The following is a 25,288-nucleotide window of genomic DNA, read 5'->3' as shown; positions in this document are numbered from 1 at the left end:
CTGGCGGGCTTTTTTTATAAAATCATCTCAAATAAAATCTTCTATACTGTACAAAATTTTGAATTTAATCAGTTGTTATCAGAGTACTTCTCACAATGTTAAGGTTCTATAAATTGGCGTTGTTGTAAGATAAAACTCTGCTTCCTCAAGGTATATTCATGGAAAAGAGAAGTTATGAGAAATTTAAAAATAGTGGTATTGCTAGCTTTATCCGTCAGTATTTACAGTTGTGGCCCGGCAGTCACAACTACAAAACCTACGACAGATAACCTGAACAAATATTCAACATTTTCGTATTTGCCTAATTCCACGATTGAAATGCCTAATAAATCATTTAGTTCAGATACCGTAAATACTATGGTCATACAGCAAATCAATGATAAAATGATAACTGCCGGTTATAAATTGGATCGTTCTCAACCAGATCTTTTAGTCCTAGTAAGTACTAAAATTGAGAAGGAGACCGAAACTTCAACAGAACCGGTTTATGCAACTTATGGTAACTATAACCGTCCAGGTTTGCAAATAAATCCTTATTATAATAATTATTACTACAATGGATATGCTTCTTATTCTAATGTTGTAGGTTATGATACGGACACTTATAATTATAAGGATGGTACATTAATAGTACAGTTGGTAGATCGTAATTCTAAGAAAACCGTATGGAAGGGAATTAGTAGTACCAGCATTTATAATAGTGGCGACACCGTGGCTTTAACTAATTTAGTCAACGCCATTTTTGAAGAATACCCCTTGATTAATAATTGAAGTACATGAACTCATTAGGAAGTCGGTAGTTTATTCTACCGGCTTTTTTTATGCTTTGATTTCAAGAGAGTACGTTTGATGTTTAAATCTTCAGATCACCAGATAATTGATAAATAGCGAGTTCTTGATATATTTCGCTTTCGCGAAAGCGGTAAATATTTTAATATCTCACATGAGTGTTACACAACATTTCATGGTATCACTTACCTCAAAGACAGAGTTAAAATAATGTTTATTCCATTGCTCTTAACGTTTTAGGAATCAGTAGGATATTTTTTGTGCAAAAATTCCATAGATGATAGCACTATTACAAGATATTTTAGAAATGAAACCGGATGTGCAAGGCGAGATTGATATCAATCCGAAAAATTTCTTAGAAAAAATTGATTCCTGGCTGGACGGATTTGTAAAAATCCTTCCAAATGTTCTAATTGCCATTGGAATTTTTATACTGATTTTTTATGTTGCAGGATGGTTGGGCAAAACGATACGTAAACAACTTAAAAAACGAAACAGGTCAAATTTCGGCGAAGTTCTAGGCAGCTTCACAAAATGGATCATGATCATCTTTGGGTTTGCAGTTTGTATCACGATAATCGCACCTAGTTTGAGTTTTGGCGATTTGATAGGCGGTCTGGGAGTGAGTAGTGTTGCTATAGGTTTTGCATTTCAAGATATATTACAAAACTGGTTAGCCGGTATACTTATTCTGACGAGACAGCCTTTTAAAATAGGAGATGAAATCGAAGTTAATGGAATGAAAGGTAGGGTGGATCGTATTGAAACGCGAGCAACAGTAATTACTACCTACGATGGAGTTGATATTGTGGTGCCTAACAATGATATCTATACAAATGCGGTGAAGGTGATCACGGCTCATGAATTTATCAGGTCTCAATATGATATAGGATTGGGTTATGATCAACCCTATAATGAAGCGGTTAAAGTAATTAGAGAAACTCTCGATAGTATTGAAGGAATCGCGCACGATAAGCCTATTGATGTTTTAAATTGGGATCAAGCAGATAGCTGGTTGACGATAAGAATACGCTGGTGGACAGATTCTAAGCGCGGTAATGTAGTAAAAACCTTTAGCGAGGTCATAGGAAAGACACAACATGCGCTTGACGATGCGGGAATAAACCTTCCATTCCCAACTACAGTTCAAGTAAGGGATGCTTATGATGTAAAACAAGCTCAAAAAAGAGCAGATAGGTCTAAAGCAGAACTATTAAAGGATGATGAAAAAGAGAAGGTTGTGGTTAATAAAGATGATGAAGAGAAAGTATACACTGATAAAGATGCTGATGAGGTCTCCACTTATCAAGCTCGAGATAGAGAGGATCGCGAATAGCAATGGCTTAGGAAATCTGGAATTTTGATAGTAAAAAAGCGAGCCAAAGGCTCGCTTTTTTTTACATCGTAACAAAATATAGTATTTAAAATCTCCATCCGAAATTTACACCACCACGACCTACCACCGCTGGCAACGACCGGTCTGCAGGTTCATCTGCTAATCCTAGATTACGGCCTACACCAAATCCTACATCAATTAGAAACCCGCTGTCACTTACCCATTTCCATCCTATTCCTACACCCAAAGCAACATCAGTATACGTATCGCTACTAAAAGTGGGGTCGTTTGAGTTATATGAATAGCTATCATAATCAAAGGAATGAACTTTTAAAAATCCCTCTCCATAGAATCCCTTTGCGCCATAATCTTCTTTGGAAAAAAAGTACTGACGGTAATAAGGTGTGATGCTAAATTTTTCGATATCATCAAATTCATCATCGTCAGCGATTCCTATGTTGATGTCAACTCCCACACCAGAATAGCGTCCTAAAACATATTCATATCTAGGGTTAATTCCCAGGCCTGCAATACCCGCCACCACATCAATACTTACCTCATGTTTTTTGACCTCGTTGAACTTATCGAGCCTTTGCTGGCTATCTGTTAGACTTTCCTCTTGAGAATAGGAGGTGGCAGCTACTAAAAGTGCCGCTGCGGTAATGAATAATTTATTCATGATAGGTGGTTTGTTTATAGATACCGTTTTAACCCAATGGTTGCGTTAAAACAAAAAAACCAGTCAGTTAAAATTAAACGGACTGTCTCACAAATATATACGAAAAACTGAAACGCTAAAATTTTATTGATAAATCACCTTTCTATTTATCCGTCCAGATATTATAACTTGATAGCAGGGTCAATTATTTTGGTAATGCTACTAATTCAGCTATTCTAACAATAACTTTAGTCGCGGCGACCATATTTTCAACCGGCACATATTCGTAGGGACCGTGGAAGTTATGCCCTCCTGCAAAAATGTTGGGGCAAGGTAATCCCATGTAACTCAATTGAGCACCATCCGTTCCTCCTCTAATAGGTTTGATCAACGGTTCAATGCCTACATCTTTCATAGCTTGTTCTGCAAAATCAACAATATGCATGACAGGCTCCACTTTTTCTTTCATATTGAAATACTGATCTTTGATTTCAATAGTCACGATCTCACTTTCAAATTGTGCATTCATGTCTGCAACAAGTTTGTGCATTACTTCTTTTCGGGCTTGAAAGTGATCTTTATCATGGTCTCTAATGATGTAGTGCAATTCGGTTTTTTCAACAGCTCCATTCATATTATGTAAATGAAAGAACCCCTGGTACCCTTCCGTATGTTCTGGTGTTTCTAATCTGGGTAAAGATTCAACAAAGCTAGTGGCGATATACATAGAGTTGACCATTTTACCTTTAGCATATCCTGGGTGAACTATCTTCCCATGAAAAGTAACCACTGCTCCTGCGGCATTGAAATTTTCATATTCCAGCTCGCCTATCTGGCTGCCATCCATTGTATAAGCCCAATCTGCACCAAATTTTTTAACGTCAAACTTATGCGCGCCACGACCTATTTCTTCATCCGGTGTAAAGCCTACTTTAATAGTACCGTGTTTGATTTGAGGGTTGTCGATTAAATGCTTCATTGCGGTCATGATCTCAGTAATTCCCGCTTTATCGTCAGCAGCAAGCAACGTTGTGCCGTCTGTTGTTATAATCGTTTGACCCTTGTATTGTTTTAAATCTTCAAAATAATCTGGTGATAAAATGAGATCGCTTCCCTTTAATGGAATATCTCCACCATCGTAATCTTTTATAATTTGAGGCTTGATATCCTTACCGGTAAAATCTGGCGTACTGTCAAAATGAGAGACAAAACCTATGACGGGAACCTCGTGATCTACATTGCTGGGCAGGGTTGCCATCACATAAGAATTTTTATCAATAGTCACATCCTGCATTCCAAAATCAATTAATTGTTGATGTAGTTTTCTAGCAAGATCCCATTGTTTTTCTGTGCTGGGAGTGGTGTCACTGGCTGCGTCTGACTCTGTGTCAATGGTAATGTAACTTATAAATCTGTCGGTTATTTCTTGTGGAGTCATAATTGTTTGTGTAGAGAAAATGGGTTGTATAGTTGTGAAAGTGCTGTATTCTTTACCGCTTCATAAAAAGCGCGATTTTTTGTTTTATAGATAGCTTCAAAATTATTGCGATCGCTAAAGTCAAAATAGGGTTTTTCTGGAATCGGCTTTATATCGTAATTCAAAATGGATTGTTGAACTTTATACTCAGGGCGATAAGCGAGATCAATTTTGTAACTCTTTGCTGCAACATCTAAAAATACAGATTTGCTCAGTGGAATGATCTTGTTCAAAATCAAACCCTGATTTTGAAAATTCAAAGAATCTGATGAAATGTTATTTATGGGGACTATTTGGGAAAATCCCAATGCTCCCGTAAAGATGACTAGGCAAAAGAGAAGTTTCCGACGCATATGGAAAGATAGCAAATCAACTTACCCTTATTATTAGCAAGATCTTAAAATTGCTACAGGGTTTATAAAATTGTTCGCTTTCGCGAAAGCGAATTTCTATGAATTAAAAGGCTTCAACCCCAATTTCTTCCCTTTATCCACCATTAATGCATAGGCGGCATCATGTTCGTTAGGAATATCTCCATCTAAAATGGCTTCCTTAATGGCAGATTTTATGATGCCTATCTCTCGGCAAGGCTTCAAATTAAAGGTTTCCATAATCTCCTCACCAGTAACTGGCGGCTGGAAATTACGCACTTGATCGCGTTCTTCTACCTCTACAATTTTATCTCTAACCTTTTGGAAATTACTATGGTATTTCTTGAAGCGTTTAGGGTTCTTAGTGGTTATATCTGCCTCACACAAGGTCATTAAATCCTCTATGTGATCGCCAGCATCGTGGACTAGTCGTCTCACCGCACTGTCTGTGGCAGCCTCATCAATAACAGCAATGGGACGCGAGGACATGCGTACCATTTTTTGCACAAATTTCATTTTTTCATTTAACGGCATGCGCAGTCGTTTGAAAATATGATACACCATTTTAGAACCTTTGAATTCATGTCCATGAAATGTCCACCCCACTTTTTGACTGAATTTTTTTGTAGGTGCCTTGCCTATATCATGAAACATGGCCGCCCAGCGTAACCATAGATCATCTGTATTTTTAGATATATTGTCAACGACTTCTAGGGTGTGATAGAAATTATCCTTGTGCGTTTGTCCCTCAACTTCTTCAATTCCTTTCAGTGCGGTTAGTTCTGGTAAAATAAGTTCTAATAATCCAGAGGTTTCCAACAATAAAAATCCTTGCGATGGTTGATCGCAGATCATTATTTTATTTAATTCAGTAACGATTCTCTCGATAGAGATAATATTGATTCGGTAGGCGTTTTTCTTAATGCTTGCAAATGATTCTGGCTCAATTACAAAACCCAGCTGGCTTGCAAATCGTATCGCTCGCAACATGCGCAATGGATCGTCACTATAGGTAATATCTGGATCTAAGGGCGTGCGTATGATCTTTTTTTCAAGATCTTCCATGCCATTGAAAGGATCTAACAATCTTCCATAATCACTATCTTGAAGTGAAAAAGCCATGGCGTTAATAGTGAAATCACGCCTATTCTGATCGTCCTCAAGAGAACCGTCCTCAACAATGGGATTGCGGCTGTCGCGATCATAGCTTTCTTTTCTCGCGCCCACAAATTCAAGTTCCAGATCATTAGTTTTGATCATGGCAGTACCATAGTTCTTGAAAATGCTGATTTTTGTGCTTTGAGCGAGGAGATCTTTTGTTTTTTGAGCAAGGGCTATGCCGCTACCAACAGCAACAATATCAATGTCTTGTTTGTTGCCTCTTTCCAAGAGAAAATCACGAACAAACCCACCTATTACATAAGCATCCACATCGATTTCTCGTGCCGCTTGACTCAATGTTTTAAATACGCTTGATTTCAGGGCTTCTTTAAAAAAGGAATCGGCCATGGGTTTATTTTCTAATAATCTTAATAATACCATCATTTGAAATTTTCATAATGGCACTGGGTTTGACATTTTTTGAGGGGAGTGGCAAGTCCACTACATGATCAATGCGACTGATCAAATCTTTAGAAATATCCTCAAAGTGAACTGGGGATGGCTGCCCGCTAATATTAGCACTTGTAGAAACAATGGGTTTGCGCAATCCACGTATGATTTCCCGACACAAAGGATCGTTTGTCACTCTAATAGCTAGGGAATTATCGCTGGCAATTAGGTTTTCTGCTACACCTTTAGGACGGTCAAAAATGATGGTTAAGGGGTTTTTATTGAGTTTTAAAACTTCCCATGCCATCTCTGGTATTTCTTCAATGTATTGATCTAGCATAGGGAAACTATCCACTAAAATCAGTAATGATTTTGAAGGATCGCGTTCCTTTATTGCATAAATCTTTTCTACCGCTTCAAAATTAGTGGCGTCACAACCTATCCCATAAATGGTATCAGTAGGATAGAGAATGGTATTGCCTTTTTTCAATTGGGCTACAGCCTCTATGACAAAGGATTTAGGTACCTGTAGTGGTGCCTCTTCTCTTTTCTTAGAAGGGCGACCTCTAACCTGATCTTTTCTATTAGTACTTCTATCGCTTTTACTCATAGTGCAAAATTAGGGATTCTAATCTTGAGAAATTCTATGACGACTAACTATCTAGAGTCTGGAATCATAATATTAGAGGAGGATAAAAGAAATTCCTAGTTTCTCGTCTCTTTATAGTTTTGAAGTTATGGCGTGATAAAACCTTTTATCAAATGGAAGCTTTAAACATAGCATATGCGCTCGTACTTAATTTCTCCACGGGTATTATGAATACGTTGTCAAGTTTACGACATTCTTCGAGCGATGATAACTCCATCCATTCATTGTTTACCTTTCTGAATACTTTATAGTCAACAGGTATCAATGGAAAAAATGTATTGTCAAGATCGACTCCACGTGATTTATAATAAGGCTTATTAACTTCCATTAATAGGGTAGGCCTGCTCTCTTCAATGGTTTTTAATCCACCTTTTAAACAGAAATCCTCGTGTCCTTCAATGTCCATTTTAATGATTTCAATTTTGCCAAGTTGGTTAAAGTCAGTATTCCAGACGTCATCTAATTTTTTGAGATCAATAGTAGATTTTTTAAAACCTTCATCCATGGATTCACTCGTAGGAATAGCCGCATTCCCAGTACTGGATCCATGTTTAAAATCCTCTCTCAACGTGATAACATTTGTTCCAGCTTCATCAGATAATCCATAGGTGTTTATCAAACAATAATCCTCTAACCCGTTTGTCTTTATATTGAATTTAAGTCGTTCATAATTACCCTTAAAAGGCTCAAAAGAAACAACCTTTCCTTTGCTTTTCATTTTTCTAAAAACCTCAGAAACAGCAACGGAATAAAACCCAATATTTGCTCCTACATCTAAAAAAACGTTATCAGGCTTCAGTAATTTAATAATAATTTCTAGTAATTCAGAATCATAACCTCCAGAATAATAAGCCATTCTTTCGGTTCTGGTTGTCAAATCAACTTTGATCCTCGTACCGTCATCCATTGTAGCCATAACAATGGGTTGCGTACCTAATGTTAGAAACAGCCAATTAAAATGCTTGTAAATTTGATTGATTTTCCGGTGTTTTGGCAATTTTCGGCTTATTGCTGTAAAACCGTTTGCTAATCCGTTCATTAAATTCATAGGAATCTTACTGGTTGGGTTGGTAAGTGCTAAAATAAACAAGTTATTTTTACGAGTAAAAAACAGAAAGAATATTATAATCCAGTTGTAAAGTGGAGCGATGTATATTCTGATATAGTTCTACTACTCAAATCAAAGTGCAAATCCTGAGATCATGAAAATAGTTTTAGTTGATAATGGAGGAAAAATTCCTGCGATAAAGTACGGTGGTACAGAGCGCGTTATATGGGGGTTGGGAAAAATGCTTTCCAGTTTAAATCATACCGTAATATTTCTTGTTCCAGAAGGTTCTTACTGCGATTTTGCGGAGGTCTTGTTTTACGACCCGCTCAAATCACTTGATGAACAAATACCACAAGATGTTGATTTAGTCCATGTGCATTTCAAGTTAAAAGAAAACATATCAAAACCTTACTTGATCACTATTCACGGTAATTATGATGATGAAGAACCTTTTGATAAACAATCAGTATTCTTATCAAAAGATCATGCAGCCCGCAACAATTCAAATGTTTTCGTCTATAACGGGCTTGATTGGGACGACTATCCTAAGGTGAATCTTAATCTTGATAGGGAGCACTATCATTTCTTGGGGAAAGCGACCTGGAAAGTAAAAAATGCGCTTGGAGCTTACTCCATCGCTCATAAAGGTAATTTGAATCTTAAAGTTTTAGGTGGAAAGAAATGGAGTGAATACAACCTCAAAAAAGGATTCAAATATTTATTTAATTCTAAGATTGAATTTTTAGGCATGGTAGATAATGATCAGAAAATGAATATATGCAGCAAATCTAAAGGTCTTATTTTTCCTGTGAGGTGGCATGAGCCTTTTGGTCTGGCAGTCATAGAAAGTTTTTACTGCGGGAGTCCAGTCTTTGCAACCCCTTATGGTGCTTTAAAAGAACTAATAAATGAAGATGTAGGATTTACTAGTTTTCATGAAAACGAACTTATAAATGCTGTGAATCAAGCTAATTATTCACCTAAACACTGTCACGAATATGCACGAGATCTTTTTAATTCAGAGGTGATGACAAAGAATTACTTAAAGTTATATGAAAAGGTTTTAAATGGAGAATTACTAAATTCTACTAACCCCTATTTGATCGATAGAAACAATCGAGGTATTTTAGCATATGAGCGTTAGATCAATGGTCTTAATCAAATTAAGAAGGTTCTTGAACAGGTGAATCACAAATATTGGTCGACACCCATTTTTGAGCGTATCAAACCATCATCCTTAGTCTGAGCTTCTAATGAACGATTGCGTTTTACACTGGATTTATCTTGCTCCTTATGATAAATGTGATAGATGATAGCTCGGTAGTGAAGCCTTTTACCCTTGATGCCGGCATTCACCATGCGCAGGATCATCTCGCTGTCCTCCATTCCCCACCCGGTAAATTCTTCATTGTATCCATTTACCTTAATAAAATCAGTCTTCCAAAACGACATATTGCACCCACGTAATTTTTTGCTCAGCCCTAAAACTGACTTCTTTTGGTTTGCTAAGAAAGGAATACGCAACGTCCGATTGCGTTTTTTAATTCCACTAGAGAAGTAATTAAATTTAATTTGCTTCTTATTAAATAAGTGGGTCAATGCCGATTTCTGAATATTTACCCTACTGCCGTAGAGATAGTTTCCTTGCTCAGCTTGTGAAAGGTGGTCTTTGACAAAATCTGGATGAAGAATTACGTCGCCATCAATTTCAATGATGTATGGATGGGAGGCTACGGCAATTGATTTATTCATCATTGTAGCCTTGCGGTTTCCTTGATCTTCTTGCCATAAATGAGTCAATGGAATGGAAAACTTACCTCTATAGGACTCAATTAATTCTTTAGTAGCTATGGTTGAACCGTCATCACCTATAATTATTTCTTGTGGCATCACCGTTTGTTCCAAAACACTCAATAATACCAGTTCTAATGCCTCTGGCCAGTTATAGGTGGGGATAATAAGACTACAGGTGATATCCAATTCTCAGTTTTTAACGAGTGAAATGATTGCAATGATAGAAATTAATTTTCGCTTTAGATGGAGAAACCGGACAATCTACTATGTTACCATCACCTTTCCATTGTTTTAAAATTGTTACTTTGCAATTCAATTTATCAAGAGTTATGAGTAGTGAAAAATTTGTGAGTGGTTCGCTTTCGCGAAAGCGGTTTCAAAACATTCTTGATCTATTCCATGCTTCTGAGATGACTTTGGGCAATCCGCGCAATACCATTAAGGTGGTCAACTTTGAAAACAAAAAGCTGGTGGTTAAATCGTTTAGATCACCTAATCTTATTAACAAATTAGTCTATCGGTTTTTTAGGCCTTCTAAGGCTCAACGCTCTTATGAAAACGCTAAATATTTAATTGAAAATGGTATAGGAACCCCAGCGCCATTAGGTTATTTGGAGAAAATGACTGCCGTTGAGTTTCAGGAAAGTTATTATATAAGTGACTATGTAGAACACGATTTTACCTACCGCGAGATTATAAATGATGAGGAATTAACTGATAAAGAAAAAATCCTAATACATTTTACCAGATTCATATTTAAGCTGCATGAAGCAAATATTTATTTTCTAGATAACTCGCCCGGCAACACTTTGATTTCCAAAACGGCTGGATCGTATGATTTTTATTTGGTTGATTTGAACCGAATGAAATTTTATGATATTCCTTTCGAAGATCGATTGAAAAACTTTGAACGTTTATCACCAGAGAAGTGGATGTATGACATTATGGGAGCAGAATATGCCTCACTTATGGATAAAGATTCTGAAACGACAATAGATGCCATGTGGAGCTATACCCAAAAATTCCAAGAAAAATTTCACAAAAAGAAACGGCTGAAAAAGAAAGTCCGCGAATTAATGGGTAAATCTTGATGATTTATTTCAAGTTTCTACGCAGCAACCACAGTTTTAGATAGCGCATATAAACCATATAAGCGTGCAAGTACGCTATGAAAAGTCCTACCATTCCGTCTAGAAAACCTAGTTGAATCACATAATGCTTAGTAAATCTATAAATAGGCTTCAATACAAAATGAAACGGAGTTAAGGTTCCTGTAGTTTTGTCATAATCTACCGCTTGCCATCCCGAATAACGATTCATCTTTTCAATAAATTCATCAATTCCTCGATAGGTATTATGATAGAATTTATTTTTCAATGTACCCACTTTGCCGTCTGCAACGATCTCTGCATGAACCATTTTATCCTCGTACCTGCATTTATCACGCATGAATAAGCGTATTACCTTATCATTGCGCAAACCACTATGACGTATTCTTTTATTCATAAAGTGGTTTGTACGACCTATCCAGTAAGCTACATTTCCATTAACACTAGGGTTGATGAGCTTGATCAAAATTTCATCCTTTAATTTAGGAGTGACTCGCTCATCAGCATCCACTAGTAAAACCCATTCATGAGAAGCTAATGGGATCGCAAAATTTTTCTGGGAAGAACTGTATTCATAAGGTCTTCTTATAATTCTCACGTTCTTAGTCTGCGCAATGTCATGAGTACCATCAGTACTCATACTATCGATGACCAGAATCTCATCTGCAAAAGAAACCGAATCGATGACCTCTTGAATATTGTCTATTTCATTGCCTACGGGTAATATGGCAGTCAAGGGCTGTCTATTGCTCCAGTCGGGAAGATGAAATGGTTTATTGTAACTCTTTAAGGTAAAGTATTGAAGCGTTTTTCTAACCTTCCACTTTCTAACCAGATTGAGAGGCTTCTTTTTCAGGTCGTTTTTTGTGGCATGCAGCTGGTTGATGCAAACTTGAATAACTCTACCGCTCGATTTACCATCCTGGTAAGGATGTAATGCAGCGTTGAATATTTTTAGATTTTCAACAAGGTCTTGAGATTTAGTAAGCGCTCTGTCCAAAGCTGGTTCTATATCCTGAATTATTGTTACATTAATATGATGTGGTCTAGGAACTCTATGTCTGAAAGTAACAATAGGCTTTTCTAACAAACCGAATTCCTGTACTACAGAAGTCGTATCGCACATCATCATATCTGCTCTTTTCATAAGAGGGATAAATGATGTGGTATCATGATATGTAAAAAAAGCTCCTTCTAAAGTTTTCCATTTTTCTTTAACAGATTCCTCTAATTTAGGGTGAAGCACCATGTCAAAATGGTATTTACCGGTTAGAGAAAGTTTTTTAATCTCTGAAAAAACCTCTGGATCTAGCGCCATGCTAAGTCTAGAAGAAAAAGTAGACGCAACAAATATTCTAGGGACTGGATTGTTGTTGTCCTTTTGTAAAGGAAACATGGGATCTACCTTAGACCAGCCTGTTTCTATGACGTTAAAGTGATTGTATTGTTTCTTTAACTCTTTAAAAATGCTGGTGGTGGATGGGCCTTGTGTACAATAAAGGTCAAAAAGACCTCTAATATTAAAATGATCTATAGTTGATTTTCGTTTCTCTGCATTAAATCCATGAAAGACTTGAACCTTGAGAGAATTGAAAAAATCGGGACAGCTGTCTGTGATACAAAGAATTACATGAGGCGCATACTCTAGAGCACTCTCTATAGTGTGGAGGACGTTTTCTTTTTGCAAAATCCCCTCCTGACCTTCTTTATGATCTGCAAACCATTTTACTTCATAACCCAATCTTTCAATCTCCCGTTCCAAAGGTTCTGCGATAGGAATCGCATAGGTATAAGAAAAATAAATCAGGAATCTATAGGGCATTAAAGTGATGCAAGAAAGTTTCTCAAATCGCTAAAGATAAGACTAGGCTCAAAATTGCGGTAATATGTTTGGGAATTCTTTTTAGCTTCTACATAATCCTCAGGTCCATAAGTGATGTAATCTGCTAAGTGAACTGCTTTATGATTTAATTCCTTTTCACTAAACCAATTCTTCTTTTGTAGATAAGGAGCAAACAAAATAAAACTTTTAATATTCAAGGCTTTTGCCATATTCACAGCGCCACCTTCATTGCCTATCATCGCATCACATTGCGAGGTTATTGATAAAAACGACCTCAAGCTATCGGCGTAAATATCAAAAAACACTTGTTTTTTTGTCACCTCGCTTAAAGATTCATACAAATTTAAAGCATCATCAGATTGGCTGGGCAAGTAGTTAAATAGTATTTGAGACTCTGGCTTTTCCTGTACTATGAAATCTATTAATTGTGCCATGTAATCCAGAGGGTAGGTCTTCTCCATACTACTGCCCAAAGCTGAAATCATATAAACAGGCTTTTCCTGATCAATCCCGTGATGGGTTAAGATTTTAGCTCCATTGATTTTCTCATCCTCCGTTAAATAGATTTCAGGAGATTTAGGATTTGTAGAAATATCTAATGGCGCTAAAAGCCTCATCCGGTTTTCAATCGCAAGACTCCACCCATTTTTAGATGCTACATTCCGAGTAATATTGTGGGTGTAAAGCCATGAGGTGGCGCTTTTCTTCCAGGCGATTTTACGGGACGCGCTAGAAAAAGCGACTATAATCTGACTGCGCAGTTTGCCATAGACATCTATGACGACATCATAATTTGACTTTCTCAGCTGCATTGCTAATTTAAAAACAGCGAGTGTGGAATCGTTGAAATCCTTTGCAGTGATTATGTAATTACTTACAAAAGGATTTCCCTTCATGACCTGGAGTGCAGGTTCATCAATCAAATAATCGATAGTGGCTGTGGGATACTTTTGCTTTAAAGGTTCAAGAAGAACGCTAGTGGTCAGAACATCACCTAACATTTTATATTGAATCAGCAAAATCTTCACTACACCGCTACATCATATTCCCTCAACGCTTCATTGAGTGACGTTTTCTTATTGGTACTTTCCTTGCGAGTTCCTATAATTAAGGCACAAGGGACATTATAAGTTCCAGAAGGAAACTTTTTAGCATAACTTCCTGGAATCACTACAGATCTTGCGGGCACTATACCTTTCATTTCTTTAGGCTCATCACCTGTTACATCAATAATCTTAGTACTACCTGTCAAAACAACGTTAGCGCCTAATACGGCTTCTCGCTCTACTCGCACGCCTTCAACAACAATACATCTAGAACCTATAAAAGCATTGTCTTCTATAATCACAGGAGCCGCTTGCAACGGTTCTAAAACACCACCTATTCCCACACCACCGCTCAAGTGGACATTTGATCCTATTTGTGCGCAACTTCCCACTGTGGCCCAGGTATCAACCATGGTTCCTTCTCCTATATAAGCGCCTATGTTTACAAAACTAGGCATCAAAATTACTCCTTTAGAAATATAGGATCCGTGTCGTGCAACTGCATGAGGAACCACACGAATGCCACGCTCCTTATAGCCTTTTTTAAGCGGAATCTTATCATGGAATTCTAGGGGACCGCATTCCAGGGTTTCCATTTTCTGAATCGGGAAATATAGAACCACTGCTTTCTTTACCCACTCATTCACCTGCCATCCTTTATCAGTAGGTTCTGCCACGCGCAACTCACCAGTATCAAGCAAGTCAATAACATTGCGAATTGCACTTTGCGTAACAGAGTTTTCTAACAAACTACGGTCCTCCCAAGCGTTCTCTATGACATTCTTTATTTGTTCCAATTTCCTGATTTTTGAATCTCAAAGATAAAACCTAAAATCGGAATTAGGGGTTCATTATCCAGGCTAGAGCGCTTTCTACTTGATGACTGATCCTTTATTCCTATTTTTGCAAATTATGGGACGGATCATGGCTATCGATTATGGGAAGAAAAGAACCGGCATTGCCGTTACTGACCCTATGCAAATCATCGCCTCAGGCCTGTGCACGGTAGAAACTAAGACTTTGGGAGACTGGTTGAAAGATTATTTGAGCAAGGAATCTGTGGAAACGATCGTTGTAGGGGAGCCTAAGCAAATGGATTATACAGATAGTGAGCTGGGTGGCGTGATTACCGCTTTCGCGAAAGCGTTACACCTACAATACCCCAGTATAAAAGTGGAACGCGTGGACGAGAGATTTACCTCAAAAATGGCGTTTCAAACCATGATTGATAGCGGTTTGAATAAAAAACAGCGCCGCAATAAAGCGCTGGTGGATGAGATTGCCGCGACCATTATATTGCAGTCCTATATGGACCGAAAGTTTTAATTAAAAACACCAATCATTTTATATGATTTTACCTATAGTTGCATACGGTGATCCCGTACTGAGAAAAGAAGCTGAAGACATTACAACCGATTATCCTAAGTTAAAGGAAGTCATTGATAATATGTGGGAAACCATGTATAATGCTGCTGGAGTAGGTCTTGCCGCACCACAAGTAGGTCTTCCCATACGCATGTTTATGGTGGATACAGAACCTTTTAGTGATGATCCAGATTTATCTAGTGATGAGCAAAAGGAACTTGCTGGCTTCAAACAAGCATTCATCAATGCGCAAGTAGTTGAAGAGACCGGTGAAGAATGGTCGTTTAATGAAGGTTGTTTGAGCATTCCTAACGTGCGTGAAGATGTTTTTAGACCAGAAACGGTCACGATCAAATACGTAGATGAAAATTTTGTCGAGCATCAAGATACCTATACCGGTTTAATAGCTAGAGTGGTGCAGCATGAATATGATCATATTGAGGGAATTTTATTTACCGATAAAATTTCATCTCTTAAGAAACGTTTGATTAAAAGTAAATTGAGTAATATTTCAAAGGGAAAAACTAATGTGGATTATCGCATGCGTTTTCCTGATGTAAAAGGACGCAGATAATTGCGGTTTTATATATTTGCGACCGCTTAAAATATAAATATGAGTTTAGATAGCATTTTATCCATCACAGGAAAACCTGGATTGTATAAATTAAAAACGAAAGCTAGAAGTGGCTTTGTAGTAGAGTCATTGATTGATAATAAAACATCTATCATAGGAATGAATCACAATGTAAGTGTCCTTAAAGATATTTCCATTTACACTCATGAAGCAGAAATGCCCTTGAAGGAAGTTTTTAGTAAGATAGCCGCAAAGGAAGATAAGGGAGCAGCAATAAGCCACAAGGCAGATAAAAAAGAACTAGCTGATTATTTTAAGGAGGTTCTTCCTGATTATGATGAGGAGCGTGTGTACGCAAGTGATATTAAAAAGGTCTTGCAGTGGTATAACATCTTACAGGAAAATGACCTGCTCGCTTCTGTTGCTGAAGAAGAGGAATAACTAATTACATTTTAGATTTGAGTTGGAATCTCCCGATTCCAACTCAAATCTAGAAATTTTATAACACTAAAAAGCCGCCTGAAAGGCGGCTTTTTTGTTTCTAATGTCCCTAATATCAGAAACTATTTTCGGTTTCTGAAATTTTGAAATCCTCTTTAGAGATTCATTCTAGAACTACAGCAACCTTTACTCAAAACTGTCTTGTAAAAATATTACCCCTAATAACTTCTACAAGACATTGTAAAGATCGAACTGTTTTGAGTATAAAAAAATACCCTCTATGGGGTATTTTTAAGGTAAAACTGTTAAAGTCTAAAACCTACTCATCATAGATGTTGGGATATCCTTTTTCTGGAACTTCAAAGAACTTTCCAGTGACATACCTATAATGACGGTCAAGATTTGCGAGATCTTTTAGATCCTGCTCATCTAGATTCACTGCTGCAGCTGCTAGATTGTCTTTAATATGACCCTCGCTGGTAGATTTAGGAATTACAGCATTTCCTCTATGATAAGACCAAGAAATCAAAATCTGACCTGGTTCTACATTGTGCTTTTTAGCAAGAGCTTTTACCGCATCCAGTTCCATCATGTTAGGCTCATCATCCTGCTTCATACCCTGGGAACGATCACCGCTACCTAATGGTGAATATCCAGTCAGGTGAATTCCATGCTTGCTACAGAATTCGAACAAGTCATTCTGTTGCAATAAAGGATGCAATTCCACTTGATTCATTTCTGGAACTACATCCGTTTTTGAAATGAGGTTCTCTAATTTCTTAATAGAAAAATTTGAAACTCCTATGTGTTTAGCAAGACCTTCCTTTTTGCAAGCAACCATAGCTTCCCACGTGTCAGTTATAGGTGCCTCTTCAGGTGTGAGGTAATCTTCTGGTTTTTCGGGTGAAGCAACGTCTGGTTTGAAGGCTACTGGCCAGTGGATTAAATAAAGGTCTAGATAATCCAGTTGTAAATCCTTCAATGTTTTTTGAAGTGCAGGCTTAACATCACTCTTGAGGTGTGCGTTGTTCCACAATTTTGAAGTGATCCACACATCTTCTCTTTTTATGTCTCCTTTACTAAAAACCTCATTGAAAGCTTCTCCTATTTCAGCTTCATTCCCGTAAGTCGCTGCGCAATCAATGTGTCGATAACCAGCTTCCAGTGCCATTTTAATGGCTTTTCCTACCTCGCCCTTTCCTGATTTCCACGTTCCCAGTCCTATGGCGTCCATCTCGTCGCCGTTCTTAAACTTTAGCTTTTTCATTGTTATTTTATTTGTCCTAAAGTTAGCTTTCGCGAAAGCGTGCTCAAAACAACGGCACTACTTTACCATAACTTTAATAGGACGATCGAGGGTGGAATTTTTCCAGCACTCCCTTAAGGTAGGAGCGGTCCACGTGGACATAGATTTCTGTAGTGGTAATACTTTCATGGCCCAGCATCATTTGTATGGATCTCAAGTCTGCACCGTTTTCCAGTAAATGGGTTGCAAAGGAATGTCTAAACGTATGCGGACTTATACTTTTATGAATCCCAGCCTGTGTTTTTAAATCCTTGATGATGGTAAAAATCATTGCTCTGGTAAGGCCACGACCACGACGGTTGAGAAATAATGTATTTGTAGAGTCTGGTTTTACAGGAATATGAACACGTATCTGGTCGATGTAGACTTGTATTAGATTTATGGTAGAGTCTCCTATTGGGACATAACGTTGCTTGTTGCCTTTACCGGTTACCAGAATTACTCCTTCATTGAAATACAGGTCACTTATCTTAAGTTCTACCAGTTCTGAAACTCTCAAACCGCAGGCATATAAAGTTTCCAATATCACGCGGTTGCGCTCACCATGAGCAGTGGATCGATCGATGGTAGATATAATCTGGTCAATTTCTTCTATGCTCAAGGTGTCCGGTAGCTTGCGGCCCAATCGTGGTGCCTCAATCAATTCCATAGGGTTGTCCTTGCGATAATCTTCCATTAATAGGTAGGCAAAGAAATTTCTCAGACTGCTAATCGTTCTGGCTTGTGTTGTAGGTTCTACTTTTTGCGCAAGATCATGGTTGAATTCTTTTATAATCTGGATGGAAATATTGGTAGGATCAATCTTAATCTCATTTTCATCGAGCCAGTTGGAGAGTTTTTTAAGGTCGCGGGTATATGCCTTAACGGTATTGATAGACATACCGCGTTCCAGTTTTAGATACGTTTTGAAGTCTTTTGTATGTCTTTCCCAGCTCATAATTGTAAAAATCGACTATTTGTGTAAAATCGCCGATTTCAAGTTCGTTATTTTTAGATTGAGAATCAATTCATTACGAATTCTATGGCTGAATGGTTTATTGATTTTAATAATCTTTAACAATTATTCATAAATATTGAGGAATTCTTAGGACTTCGATTTCAATACTAGGACTAGTTTTGCTCCATAATTCTAAACAAACTATCATGAAAAAATTATTAGTATTTGCAGTAGTAGCATTGGGTTCCATAGGATTTGCCCAAGCGCAGGAAATTGATTTTGGAGTACAAGCAGGTGTGAATTTTGCAAATCTTCAAGGAGATGATGTTGATGATGTGGATTCACGTACAGGTATCAATGTGGGACTAACTGGAGAGTATGCATTTTCTCCAAATTTTGGTTTAATGGTTGGAGCTATCTATTCTCAACAAGGAGCAGAAGGCGAAGCAGCTGGAATTAAGCAAACTTTAAAATTAGATTACATTAATGTACCTGTTTTAGCTAAATTTTATCTAGGAGGTTCTGGTTTTTCAATCGATGCAGGACCGCAGGTAGGGTTTGTAGTGAATGATGAGTCTAAGTTTGAAGGCGGAGGAGTTACCGTTACTGAAGATTTTGATGCTGAAACTATCGACTTAAGTGTAGGTGGTGGTCTTTCTTACAAATTTAAAGAAGGTACAACCCTAGAAGGTTTGAGTGCATCTGCTAGATACATGGTAGGTTTGACAAATATATATGAGGACAACGATACGTTCTCAGATGATATAACTAACCAAGTATTTTCAATAAACTTAGGTTACAAATTCTAGTTACTTACAAAGTATTTATTTAAGCAGCTCTTTCTCAGAGCTGCTTTTTTTTTGACTTTTTTTGAAGCTACTGTTTTTAGATAAATATTCTTGAACCTTTACTCTGCAACGATTGGATGCATAATCTTAATCTAGCGGTCTAAGGGTATTATTTTATGGAGTTCCGCTTTCGCGAAAGCGTATTTACTAATATCTTTCTAGCATGAAACTACTTATCATTAATGGCCCTAATCTTAATTTATTAGGCAAGCGTCAACCGGAAATATATGGATCAAAAACTTTTGATCAATATTTTTCAGAGCTTCAGTTTGGCTTCCAAGAAATAGAGTTGGCGTTTTATCAATCTAACGTGGAAGGTGAGTTGATCAACAAACTTCACAATGCCCAGGAAGAAGGTTTTGAGGGTATTATCATGAATCCAGCAGCATATACACATACATCACTCGCCATTGCAGATGCGGTAGCCTCTATAGAGATTGCGGTAGTTGAAGTTCACATATCAAATGTGATGGATCGCGAGAAGATCAGACATATATCTATGATTTCCAAAAATGCAGCAGGAACGATCGCTGGCTTTGGGCTGGATGGATACAAGTTGGCCATCCAGAGTTTTATGAATAAACGGGAAGAGTAAAGGAAATTTTAGAAACTATTAGGTCATAAAAAACCCGTCTCAATGTGCATCGAGACGGGTTTCTATGATTAATGAAAGATGGATTACAATCCGGGATATCTCCCAGTTATAATGTCGATACCGTCAATGATCCAACCAACAAGGAAAAAACCACCGGTAACAATAAATAGAAGATTCCAATACCATGGACTTCCTAAGAACCATCTGTGACCTGCTAAAAATCCTGTAATTGGAATTGCCCATAAAACAGTTGCTATCGTTTGATCCTCAGTCCATGCAAGGGCTGCTGGAGAGCTTAAAACTGTGGTAGATTCTTCAATAGAAGTTTCTGAATTGATTGTTACGACCGTTTCACGTTCCACAGGAAAGGAGGCGTAACTAAAAGACCCTACAAGCATGAAAATGCTCATAAGTGCGAGAGTAATTCTTGAATTCATAATAGGTAATTTTGTTAGTTATCTTTACCAAATATAAAACTTTGCATGAAAACCCTTTCAGTCCTATTGTTATTAATTAGTAGTTTTTTATTACAAGCACAACAAATCGAGTATGTAGGACTTCTCACTTTACCAGACAGCACTTTTATTCCCTATAAAATTGAATTGACTCAAAAAGACGGTAAATTAAAAGGCTTTACTTACACAGATTTAAACGGTCCACATGAATCTAAAAACACCCTAGTTGGTAGGTATTATGAAAAGGAAAACAAGATTGAATTCCGTGAAGTTGATATTGTTTACACGAAGTCGCCCATAAAAGAATTGGATTTTTGCTACGTATATTTTTCAGGGAAATTGCGAAACCTGAATGGCCGTGCAAAAATAGATGGTGAGTTCAAAAGTTTTTATGATGATCTACAAACCTGCATCAACGGAACATTAATCTTACAGGGCGAAGAAAAGGTACAACGCAAAAGCGAAAAAATACAGCGACGAGTAGCGCGATCTGATAAATTTGCCGACAGTGTTAAGCAACGCATTGCTAACAGTAAATTCCTCAATAGCACTAAAAGCAAAGGATTAATGGGAGGCGAAACACTCAACGTGTTTTGGGAATCAAAAATCGCTTACCTAGAAATCTGGGATCCAGGTACTGTGGATGGAGATGAAATGTCAATAGTTCTCAATGGAAAAGTGATCAAGGCAAATTACTCGCCTACAAAAGCAAAGACTAAAATCCCGCTGATTTTCAACAAAGAAATAAATAAGCTTTCCCTAAAAGCCCTCACGGAAGGTACTGAACCACCCAACACCGCCCAGATCAGAATCACGGACGGTAACGGTAAAGAAATAAGTATGCTTTCCAGCTTCAAAGTGGGGGAGCAGGTCGATGTTGTTTTTTATAAAAGGGATTTGAAGTAAAAGTCTTCAATTTTCAAACCTTAAGCTCTAAAAAAAAAGCGCGCTATAAGGATCTGTATAAATTACCGATTATTAATTTACATCACAAATCTAAATTCGAGATTTCAAGTTTCTATTTTCATAAGGGTGGACTTAAGTCCACCCTTATGAAAACAAAAAACTCCCAAGAAACATGAATGTTTCTTGGGAGTTTCAATTTTCTAATCAAAATTCTTAATACGTTGTACTCCGTATTTAATACTTTAAGCTCACAGCTCACAGCTCACAACTCAAGACTCTGACTCACAACTACAAGTGAATCACTTCACCATAAGCATCTGCAACAGCTTCCATTACGGCCTCACTCATCGTTGGGTGCGGGTGGATTGTTTTAAGCACTTCGTGCCCTGTAGTTTCTAGTTTACGTCCTAGAACCGCCTCAGCGATCATATCAGTGACACCAGCGCCTATCATGTGACAGCCTAACCACTCACCATATTTAGCATCAAAAATCACTTTTACAAAACCGTCTTTAGCTCCGGAAGCACTTGCTTTTCCAGATGCCGAGAATGGGAATTTCCCCACTTTGATTTCGTAACCGGCTTCTTTCGCTTGCGCCTCGGTGTAACCAACGCTTGCGATCTCTGGAGAGGAATACGTACATCCTGGGATGTTTCCATAATTCAGTGGCTCCACATGCATATCGGCTATTTTTTCAACGCATAAAATTCCTTCCGCACTAGCAACGTGTGCAAGTGCTGGTCCAGCGGTGATGTCACCTATGGCATAGTATCCTGGAATATTTGTTTGATACCAGTCATTTACGAGAACTTTTCCGTGATCTGTTGAGATCCCTACTTCCTCAAGGCCTATATTTTTGATATTTGTCTCGATACCTACAGCGCTTAAAACGATGTCAGCTTCAAGAACTTCTTCTCCTTTTTTAGTTTTAATAGTTGCTTTTACGCCATCGCCGCTCGTGTCAACACCAGTAACTTCACTGGAAGTCATGATTTTGATTCCGGCTTTTTTGAAACTGCGTTCCATTTGTTTAGAAACGTCCACATCTTCAACGGGAACAATGCGATCTAGATATTCAACGATCGTTACTTCAGTTCCCATAGAATTGTAGAAGTAAGCAAACTCAACACCTATGGCGCCAGAACCTACAACGATCATCTTTTTGGGTTGGTTTTCCAGCGTCATAGCTTCCCTATATCCTATCACCTTTTTGCCATCCTGTGGAAGGGAAGGAAGTGCTCTGGATTTTGCACCGGTGGCAATAATTATATGTTTTGCTTCTACAGTAGAGGTAGAACCATCTTCTGCTTTGACCTCTATTTTCTTTCCTTTTTTCAAAGTGCCATAGCCCATGATCACGTCCACTTTGTTCTTCTTCAACAAGAACTGAACACCTTTGCTCATACCATCTGCAACATCACGAGAGCGTTTTACTACAGCACCGAAATCCTTATCTGCACCAGTAACTTTCAACCCATAATCTTCGGCATGGTTGAGGTAATTGAAGACATCTGCACTTTTTATAAGCGCTTTAGTAGGAATACAACCCCAGTTCAAACACACACCACCTAGAGATTCTTTCTCTACAATAGCCACTTTCATACCCAGCTGGGAAGCGCGTATCGCAGTTACATATCCGCCTGGACCACTACCTAAAACGATCACATCATATTTACTCATATCTGTTAATTTTTAAGAGATGTAAAAATATAGAATAAACGGCTAACCATTGTATTTTTGACCAACCCATTTGCCATGTATAAATCCATTATTAGACCGCTATTATTCCGTTTTGACCCAGAAGATGTTCATCATTTCTCATTCAAAGCGATTAAATTATTAAATAGAATACCTGGTATTAGTTCGCTTTCGCGAAAGCGGTTCAAACCTCAAAACCCAGCTTTAAAACGAACTTTGTTTGGATTAGAGTTTGATAATCCGGTCGGAATGGCCGCAGGATTTGATAAGGATGCCAAAGCATTTAGAGAATTTTCAAACCTAGGATTCGGTTTTATTGAGATAGGAACCTTGACTCCGCAACCCCAAGAAGGAAACCCAAAAACCCGACTTTTCAGACTCAAAGAAGATCAGGCAATCGTTAACAGGATGGGTTTTAACAATGGCGGTGTCGATGACGCTGTGGAACGGTTGAAAAAAAATACTGCTGGAAAGCGACATGTTTTAATAGGCGGTAACATAGGTAAGAATAAGATCACACCTAACGATAAAGCGGTGGACGATTACGTGATCTGTTTCAACAAACTCTTTGATTACGTTGACTATTTCACGGTAAATGTAAGCTCGCCTAATACGCCTGGATTGCGCGAGTTGCAGGACAGAAAACCGCTCACACACATCCTGCAAACCTTGCAGGATTTAAACAACGCAAAGCCCACCCGTAAACCGATATTATTAAAGATCGCTCCAGACCTGACAGACGATCAATTGCTGGATATCATAGGAATCGTGGAAGACACCAAAATCGATGGCGTTATCGCCACAAACACCACCATCGAACGCAAGGACCTTAAAAGCGATCTCAACCTTCAAAAAGAAGCTGGCGGTTTAAGCGGAGCACCACTAAAAAACCGAGCAACAGAGGTGATTTCATTCCTCCATCAAAAAAGCAACGGCGCTTTCCCCATAATAGGAGTAGGAGGGATTATGTGTGCGCAGGATGCGATCGATAAGCTGAAAGCTGGCGCCAGACTTGTTCAGATCTATACGGGATTTGTTTATGAAGGCCCTGCATTAATACGAGATATCAATCGGGAGATAATTAAACAAGGTTTATAAAATGAGAGGGTATAGAATAAGTAACCTTTTTTTAATCTGTTATGCTGTCGAAGGTCAGCATCTCTTGAAATTATAGCCTATGCTTGAGTCCTGTCTCGCTTTTTCTCTTGCAGCTTTTTTACTGGCGCTATCGCCAGGTCCAGATAATATTTTTGTCCTGACACAATCCGTGGCTCGTGGGGCGAGCTATGGAATTGCCGTCGCCAGCGGACTTATAACCGGATGTATTTTCCATACTTCAATTGTAGCCCTTGGATTTGCGGTAGTTTTAAGAGATAATGAATGGTTGTTGCTGCTGATTAAGATTTTCGGCGCGATCTATCTATTATTCCTAGCTTACAAAGTTTATAAATCTGATTCGGCTATTCATCTTTCAGAGGAAAGAACGATGGCACAAAGCTGGTGGAAATTGTACCGAGTAGGAATCACGATGAACCTTCTAAATCCTAAAGTGACGCTATTTTTTCTAGCGCTTTTGCCCCAATTCGTCATTCCAGGAGTCATGGAAGAATGGATCCAGATCTATATTCTAGGCGGAATATTTATGGCGGTTTCTTTGGTTACTTTCTATACGGTTGCCTTTTTGGGCGGCAGCGTAGCCCAGTTTATTAGATCCTCCCAGTGGTTTGCTCCAGCGATGAAGTGGATACAGATAGTGGTATTTGTCGGGATTGCGGTGGCGATATTTATAATATAGCTATAACCGATAAATATTTTTATATTTACGATTCATAAATATAAAACAGCGATGGCCACTTTCACATCTTCACTTCCTGATGATCTGCTCAAACAACTTGCAGATGCTGCAAAGGAAATGAAACTTCCTAAGAATAAGCTTATTGAAAAAGCGCTGAGCATCTATCTTGAGCAAATTGATAAGGCAAAGTTCATCAATTCATATAAGCGTATGGCTCAAGATCCAGACATGCTTGCATTGGCAGAAGAGGGAATGGCAGATTACATGCAGCAACTTGAAGATCTCGATGATGAAACAACGTGAGATCTATGAAGCATTTCTAGATCCTGTTTTAGGCAGTGAGCAAGGTGGTAGACGACCGGTAGTTATAATATCTGGAAATGCGGTTAACGATAATGCCAACACGGTTATAATTTGTCCCATAACAACTAAGCTAAAAAACTATCATGGCGACGTTATTTTAAAGCCGGACGAGCGTAATGGCTTAAAATACGAATCTGAGATCTTGAATATTCATATGAGATCTATATCTAAAAAAAGGTTGAAAAATAAAATTGGATCCATAACAAGAGGACAGTTAGAACAAACTATAAATTCGATGAATTTGATTTTTAAGTATTAGTGATTTTTATTCCGCTTTCGCGAAAGCGTAAATAAAAAAAGTTCGACACTCATAAAAAGAGACATCGAACTT

General features: G+C 38.0%; 28 protein-coding genes. 14 read left to right on the top strand and 14 right to left on the bottom strand.

All coding sequences use genetic code 11. From position 1 onward, the window contains the following. Positions 1-174: 174 nt before the first annotated feature. Entirely contained in the window at positions 175-771 is a 597-nt protein-coding gene (locus IQ282_RS05235; RefSeq protein WP_194850795.1) for a DUF4136 domain-containing protein, read from the top strand. 295 nt (positions 772-1,066) lie between these two features. Continuing rightward, on the top strand, positions 1,067-2,125 hold the full coding sequence (locus tag IQ282_RS05230; RefSeq protein WP_194850794.1) for a mechanosensitive ion channel family protein: 1,059 nt from the start codon (positions 1,067-1,069) through the stop codon (positions 2,123-2,125). A gap of 85 nt (positions 2,126-2,210) precedes the next feature. On the opposite strand, the gene IQ282_RS05225 is transcribed toward IQ282_RS05230, so the two are convergent. The 6 genes from IQ282_RS05225 to IQ282_RS05200 form a co-directional block, all read right to left on the bottom strand. After that, positions 2,211-2,804 (bottom strand): hypothetical protein, encoded by a 594-nt coding sequence (locus IQ282_RS05225; protein ID WP_194850793.1) that lies wholly within the window; start codon positions 2,802-2,804, stop codon positions 2,211-2,213. Between the two features lie 184 nt (positions 2,805-2,988). Continuing rightward, complete coding sequence (gene pepT / locus IQ282_RS05220) at positions 2,989-4,221, bottom strand: peptidase T (protein WP_228547230.1); 1,233 nt, start codon at positions 4,219-4,221, stop codon at positions 2,989-2,991. Continuing rightward, on the bottom strand, positions 4,218-4,493 hold the full coding sequence (locus IQ282_RS05215) for a hypothetical protein (RefSeq protein WP_194850792.1): 276 nt from the start codon (positions 4,491-4,493) through the stop codon (positions 4,218-4,220). The genes pepT and IQ282_RS05215 overlap by 4 nt, the downstream gene beginning before the upstream one ends. 216 nt (positions 4,494-4,709) lie before the next feature. Beyond that, the gene (locus IQ282_RS05210; RefSeq protein WP_228547229.1) at positions 4,710-6,176 is read right to left on the bottom strand and encodes a CCA tRNA nucleotidyltransferase; all 1,467 of its coding nucleotides are present in this window, start codon (positions 6,174-6,176) and stop codon (positions 4,710-4,712) included. Next, entirely contained in the window at positions 6,145-6,792 is a 648-nt protein-coding gene (locus IQ282_RS05205; RefSeq protein ID WP_194850791.1) for an L-threonylcarbamoyladenylate synthase, read from the bottom strand. The genes IQ282_RS05210 and IQ282_RS05205 overlap by 32 nt, the downstream gene beginning before the upstream one ends. Positions 6,793-6,940: 148 nt before the next feature. Next, entirely contained in the window at positions 6,941-7,879 is a 939-nt protein-coding gene (locus IQ282_RS05200; protein WP_194850790.1) for an FkbM family methyltransferase, read from the bottom strand. A 154-nt stretch (positions 7,880-8,033) separates the two neighbouring features. On the opposite strand from IQ282_RS05200, the gene IQ282_RS05195 reads away from it, so the two are divergent. Next, entirely contained in the window at positions 8,034-9,026 is a 993-nt protein-coding gene (locus IQ282_RS05195) for a glycosyltransferase (protein WP_194850789.1), read from the top strand. Between the two features lie 44 nt (positions 9,027-9,070). Here the strand turns inward: IQ282_RS05195 and IQ282_RS05190 are convergent, their stop codons facing one another. Beyond that, positions 9,071-9,862 carry a glycosyltransferase family 2 protein gene (locus tag IQ282_RS05190; RefSeq protein WP_228547228.1) on the bottom strand — a complete coding sequence of 264 codons (792 nt, stop codon included), beginning with the start codon at positions 9,860-9,862 and terminating at the stop codon, positions 9,071-9,073. A gap of 143 nt (positions 9,863-10,005) precedes the next feature. On the opposite strand from IQ282_RS05190, the gene IQ282_RS05185 reads away from it, so the two are divergent. Continuing rightward, positions 10,006-10,767: a lipopolysaccharide kinase InaA family protein gene (locus IQ282_RS05185; protein WP_194850788.1), complete on the top strand. Its 762-nt coding sequence runs from the start codon at positions 10,006-10,008 to the stop codon at positions 10,765-10,767. Between the two features lie 4 nt (positions 10,768-10,771). On the opposite strand, the gene IQ282_RS14960 is transcribed toward IQ282_RS05185, so the two are convergent. Genes IQ282_RS14960 through IQ282_RS05165 form a run of 3 tightly spaced genes read right to left on the bottom strand, consistent with a single transcriptional unit; the run spans position 10,772 to position 14,471 of the window. Further along, positions 10,772-12,607 (bottom strand): glycosyltransferase, encoded by a 1,836-nt coding sequence (locus tag IQ282_RS14960; RefSeq protein ID WP_228547227.1) that lies wholly within the window; start codon positions 12,605-12,607, stop codon positions 10,772-10,774. Beyond that, on the bottom strand, positions 12,607-13,656 hold the full coding sequence (locus IQ282_RS05170; RefSeq protein ID WP_194850787.1) for a glycosyltransferase family 9 protein: 1,050 nt from the start codon (positions 13,654-13,656) through the stop codon (positions 12,607-12,609). The genes IQ282_RS14960 and IQ282_RS05170 overlap by 1 nt, the downstream gene beginning before the upstream one ends. Next, positions 13,656-14,471 carry a 2,3,4,5-tetrahydropyridine-2,6-dicarboxylate N-succinyltransferase gene (locus IQ282_RS05165; RefSeq protein WP_194850786.1) on the bottom strand — a complete coding sequence of 272 codons (816 nt, stop codon included), beginning with the start codon at positions 14,469-14,471 and terminating at the stop codon, positions 13,656-13,658. Before IQ282_RS05165 ends, IQ282_RS05170 begins: the two co-directional genes overlap by 1 nt. A 115-nt stretch (positions 14,472-14,586) precedes the next feature. Between IQ282_RS05165 and ruvX the strand changes: the two genes are divergently transcribed. From ruvX to IQ282_RS05150, 3 genes are read left to right on the top strand one after another with little or no spacing between them, the layout of a single operon-like run. After that, positions 14,587-15,000: a Holliday junction resolvase RuvX gene (gene ruvX / locus IQ282_RS05160; RefSeq protein WP_194850785.1), complete on the top strand. Its 414-nt coding sequence runs from the start codon at positions 14,587-14,589 to the stop codon at positions 14,998-15,000. Between the two features lie 22 nt (positions 15,001-15,022). Next, positions 15,023-15,613 carry a peptide deformylase gene (gene def / locus IQ282_RS05155; RefSeq protein WP_194850784.1) on the top strand — a complete coding sequence of 197 codons (591 nt, stop codon included), beginning with the start codon at positions 15,023-15,025 and terminating at the stop codon, positions 15,611-15,613. A gap of 39 nt (positions 15,614-15,652) precedes the next feature. Further along, entirely contained in the window at positions 15,653-16,054 is a 402-nt protein-coding gene (locus IQ282_RS05150) for a DUF5606 family protein (protein ID WP_194850783.1), read from the top strand. A 319-nt stretch (positions 16,055-16,373) separates the two neighbouring features. Here IQ282_RS05150 and IQ282_RS05145 read toward each other — a convergent pair whose 3' ends face one another. Both IQ282_RS05145 and xerD read right to left on the bottom strand, forming a co-directional pair. Continuing rightward, a complete protein-coding gene (locus tag IQ282_RS05145) occupies positions 16,374-17,321 on the bottom strand; it encodes an aldo/keto reductase (protein ID WP_194850782.1) in 948 nt (315 codons plus the stop codon). A 73-nt stretch (positions 17,322-17,394) separates the two neighbouring features. Continuing rightward, positions 17,395-18,297: a site-specific tyrosine recombinase XerD gene (gene xerD / locus IQ282_RS05140; RefSeq protein ID WP_194850781.1), complete on the bottom strand. Its 903-nt coding sequence runs from the start codon at positions 18,295-18,297 to the stop codon at positions 17,395-17,397. Between the two features lie 206 nt (positions 18,298-18,503). Between xerD and IQ282_RS05135 the strand changes: the two genes are divergently transcribed. Next, positions 18,504-19,106 carry a porin family protein gene (locus IQ282_RS05135; protein ID WP_194850780.1) on the top strand — a complete coding sequence of 201 codons (603 nt, stop codon included), beginning with the start codon at positions 18,504-18,506 and terminating at the stop codon, positions 19,104-19,106. A 202-nt stretch (positions 19,107-19,308) separates the two neighbouring features. Continuing rightward, on the top strand, positions 19,309-19,740 hold the full coding sequence (gene aroQ / locus IQ282_RS05130; protein WP_194850779.1) for a type II 3-dehydroquinate dehydratase: 432 nt from the start codon (positions 19,309-19,311) through the stop codon (positions 19,738-19,740). 83 nt (positions 19,741-19,823) lie between these two features. Here the strand turns inward: aroQ and IQ282_RS05125 are convergent, their stop codons facing one another. Continuing rightward, positions 19,824-20,177, bottom strand: a complete 354-nt coding sequence (locus IQ282_RS05125; RefSeq protein WP_194850778.1) for an NINE protein — start codon at positions 20,175-20,177, stop codon at positions 19,824-19,826. Positions 20,178-20,222: 45 nt separating this feature from the next. Here IQ282_RS05125 and IQ282_RS05120 point away from each other — a divergent pair, with 45 nt between their 5' ends. Continuing rightward, complete coding sequence (locus IQ282_RS05120; protein ID WP_194850777.1) at positions 20,223-21,101, top strand: hypothetical protein; 879 nt, start codon at positions 20,223-20,225, stop codon at positions 21,099-21,101. A 288-nt stretch (positions 21,102-21,389) separates the two neighbouring features. On the opposite strand, the gene lpdA is transcribed toward IQ282_RS05120, so the two are convergent. Then, on the bottom strand, positions 21,390-22,781 hold the full coding sequence (gene lpdA, locus IQ282_RS05115; RefSeq protein ID WP_194850776.1) for a dihydrolipoyl dehydrogenase: 1,392 nt from the start codon (positions 22,779-22,781) through the stop codon (positions 21,390-21,392). Between the two features lie 75 nt (positions 22,782-22,856). Here lpdA and IQ282_RS05110 point away from each other — a divergent pair, with 75 nt between their 5' ends. From IQ282_RS05110 to IQ282_RS05095, 4 genes are all read left to right on the top strand, one after another. Then, positions 22,857-23,897 carry a quinone-dependent dihydroorotate dehydrogenase gene (locus tag IQ282_RS05110; RefSeq protein WP_194850775.1) on the top strand — a complete coding sequence of 347 codons (1,041 nt, stop codon included), beginning with the start codon at positions 22,857-22,859 and terminating at the stop codon, positions 23,895-23,897. A gap of 79 nt (positions 23,898-23,976) precedes the next feature. Beyond that, positions 23,977-24,594 (top strand): LysE family translocator, encoded by a 618-nt coding sequence (locus tag IQ282_RS05105; protein WP_194850774.1) that lies wholly within the window; start codon positions 23,977-23,979, stop codon positions 24,592-24,594. Between the two features lie 51 nt (positions 24,595-24,645). After that, positions 24,646-24,897 carry a ribbon-helix-helix domain-containing protein gene (locus tag IQ282_RS05100; RefSeq protein WP_194850773.1) on the top strand — a complete coding sequence of 84 codons (252 nt, stop codon included), beginning with the start codon at positions 24,646-24,648 and terminating at the stop codon, positions 24,895-24,897. Further along, positions 24,884-25,216 (top strand): type II toxin-antitoxin system PemK/MazF family toxin, encoded by a 333-nt coding sequence (locus tag IQ282_RS05095; protein WP_194850772.1) that lies wholly within the window; start codon positions 24,884-24,886, stop codon positions 25,214-25,216. Before IQ282_RS05100 ends, IQ282_RS05095 begins: the two co-directional genes overlap by 14 nt. Positions 25,217-25,288: the final 72 nt, after the last annotated feature.

The organism is Nonlabens antarcticus (assembly GCF_015356755.1).
In the GTDB taxonomy this organism is placed as follows: domain Bacteria; phylum Bacteroidota; class Bacteroidia; order Flavobacteriales; family Flavobacteriaceae; genus Nonlabens; species Nonlabens antarcticus.
This window is presented reverse-complemented; position numbering and strand designations above follow the sequence as displayed.

Excerpts from the sequence above, each read along its gene's own strand:
- IQ282_RS05235 (WP_194850795.1), top strand. The coding sequence starts at position 175 with ATGAGAAATTTAAAAATAGTGGTATTGCTAGCTTTATCCGTCAGTATT.
- IQ282_RS05230 (WP_194850794.1), top strand. The coding sequence starts at position 1,067 with ATGATAGCACTATTACAAGATATTTTAGAAATGAAACCGGATGTGCAA.
- IQ282_RS05225 (WP_194850793.1), bottom strand. The coding sequence starts at position 2,804 with ATGAATAAATTATTCATTACCGCAGCGGCACTTTTAGTAGCTGCCACC.
- pepT (WP_228547230.1), bottom strand. The coding sequence starts at position 4,221 with ATGACTCCACAAGAAATAACCGACAGATTTATAAGTTACATTACCATT.
- IQ282_RS05210 (WP_228547229.1), bottom strand. The coding sequence starts at position 6,176 with ATGATGGTATTATTAAGATTATTAGAAAATAAACCCATGGCCGATTCC.
- IQ282_RS05205 (WP_194850791.1), bottom strand. The coding sequence starts at position 6,792 with ATGAGTAAAAGCGATAGAAGTACTAATAGAAAAGATCAGGTTAGAGGT.
- IQ282_RS05200 (WP_194850790.1), bottom strand. The coding sequence starts at position 7,879 with ATGAATTTAATGAACGGATTAGCAAACGGTTTTACAGCAATAAGCCGA.
- IQ282_RS05195 (WP_194850789.1), top strand. The coding sequence starts at position 8,034 with ATGAAAATAGTTTTAGTTGATAATGGAGGAAAAATTCCTGCGATAAAG.
- IQ282_RS05185 (WP_194850788.1), top strand. The coding sequence starts at position 10,006 with ATGAGTAGTGAAAAATTTGTGAGTGGTTCGCTTTCGCGAAAGCGGTTT.
- IQ282_RS14960 (WP_228547227.1), bottom strand. The coding sequence starts at position 12,607 with ATGCCCTATAGATTCCTGATTTATTTTTCTTATACCTATGCGATTCCT.
- ruvX (WP_194850785.1), top strand. The coding sequence starts at position 14,587 with ATGGGACGGATCATGGCTATCGATTATGGGAAGAAAAGAACCGGCATT.
- def (WP_194850784.1), top strand. The coding sequence starts at position 15,023 with ATGATTTTACCTATAGTTGCATACGGTGATCCCGTACTGAGAAAAGAA.
- IQ282_RS05150 (WP_194850783.1), top strand. The coding sequence starts at position 15,653 with ATGAGTTTAGATAGCATTTTATCCATCACAGGAAAACCTGGATTGTAT.
- IQ282_RS05145 (WP_194850782.1), bottom strand. The coding sequence starts at position 17,321 with ATGAAAAAGCTAAAGTTTAAGAACGGCGACGAGATGGACGCCATAGGA.
- xerD (WP_194850781.1), bottom strand. The coding sequence starts at position 18,297 with ATGAGCTGGGAAAGACATACAAAAGACTTCAAAACGTATCTAAAACTG.
- IQ282_RS05135 (WP_194850780.1), top strand. The coding sequence starts at position 18,504 with ATGAAAAAATTATTAGTATTTGCAGTAGTAGCATTGGGTTCCATAGGA.
- aroQ (WP_194850779.1), top strand. The coding sequence starts at position 19,309 with ATGAAACTACTTATCATTAATGGCCCTAATCTTAATTTATTAGGCAAG.
- IQ282_RS05125 (WP_194850778.1), bottom strand. The coding sequence starts at position 20,177 with ATGAATTCAAGAATTACTCTCGCACTTATGAGCATTTTCATGCTTGTA.
- IQ282_RS05120 (WP_194850777.1), top strand. The coding sequence starts at position 20,223 with ATGAAAACCCTTTCAGTCCTATTGTTATTAATTAGTAGTTTTTTATTA.
- lpdA (WP_194850776.1), bottom strand. The coding sequence starts at position 22,781 with ATGAGTAAATATGATGTGATCGTTTTAGGTAGTGGTCCAGGCGGATAT.
- IQ282_RS05110 (WP_194850775.1), top strand. The coding sequence starts at position 22,857 with ATGTATAAATCCATTATTAGACCGCTATTATTCCGTTTTGACCCAGAA.
- IQ282_RS05105 (WP_194850774.1), top strand. The coding sequence starts at position 23,977 with ATGCTTGAGTCCTGTCTCGCTTTTTCTCTTGCAGCTTTTTTACTGGCG.
- IQ282_RS05100 (WP_194850773.1), top strand. The coding sequence starts at position 24,646 with ATGGCCACTTTCACATCTTCACTTCCTGATGATCTGCTCAAACAACTT.
- IQ282_RS05095 (WP_194850772.1), top strand. The coding sequence starts at position 24,884 with ATGAAACAACGTGAGATCTATGAAGCATTTCTAGATCCTGTTTTAGGC.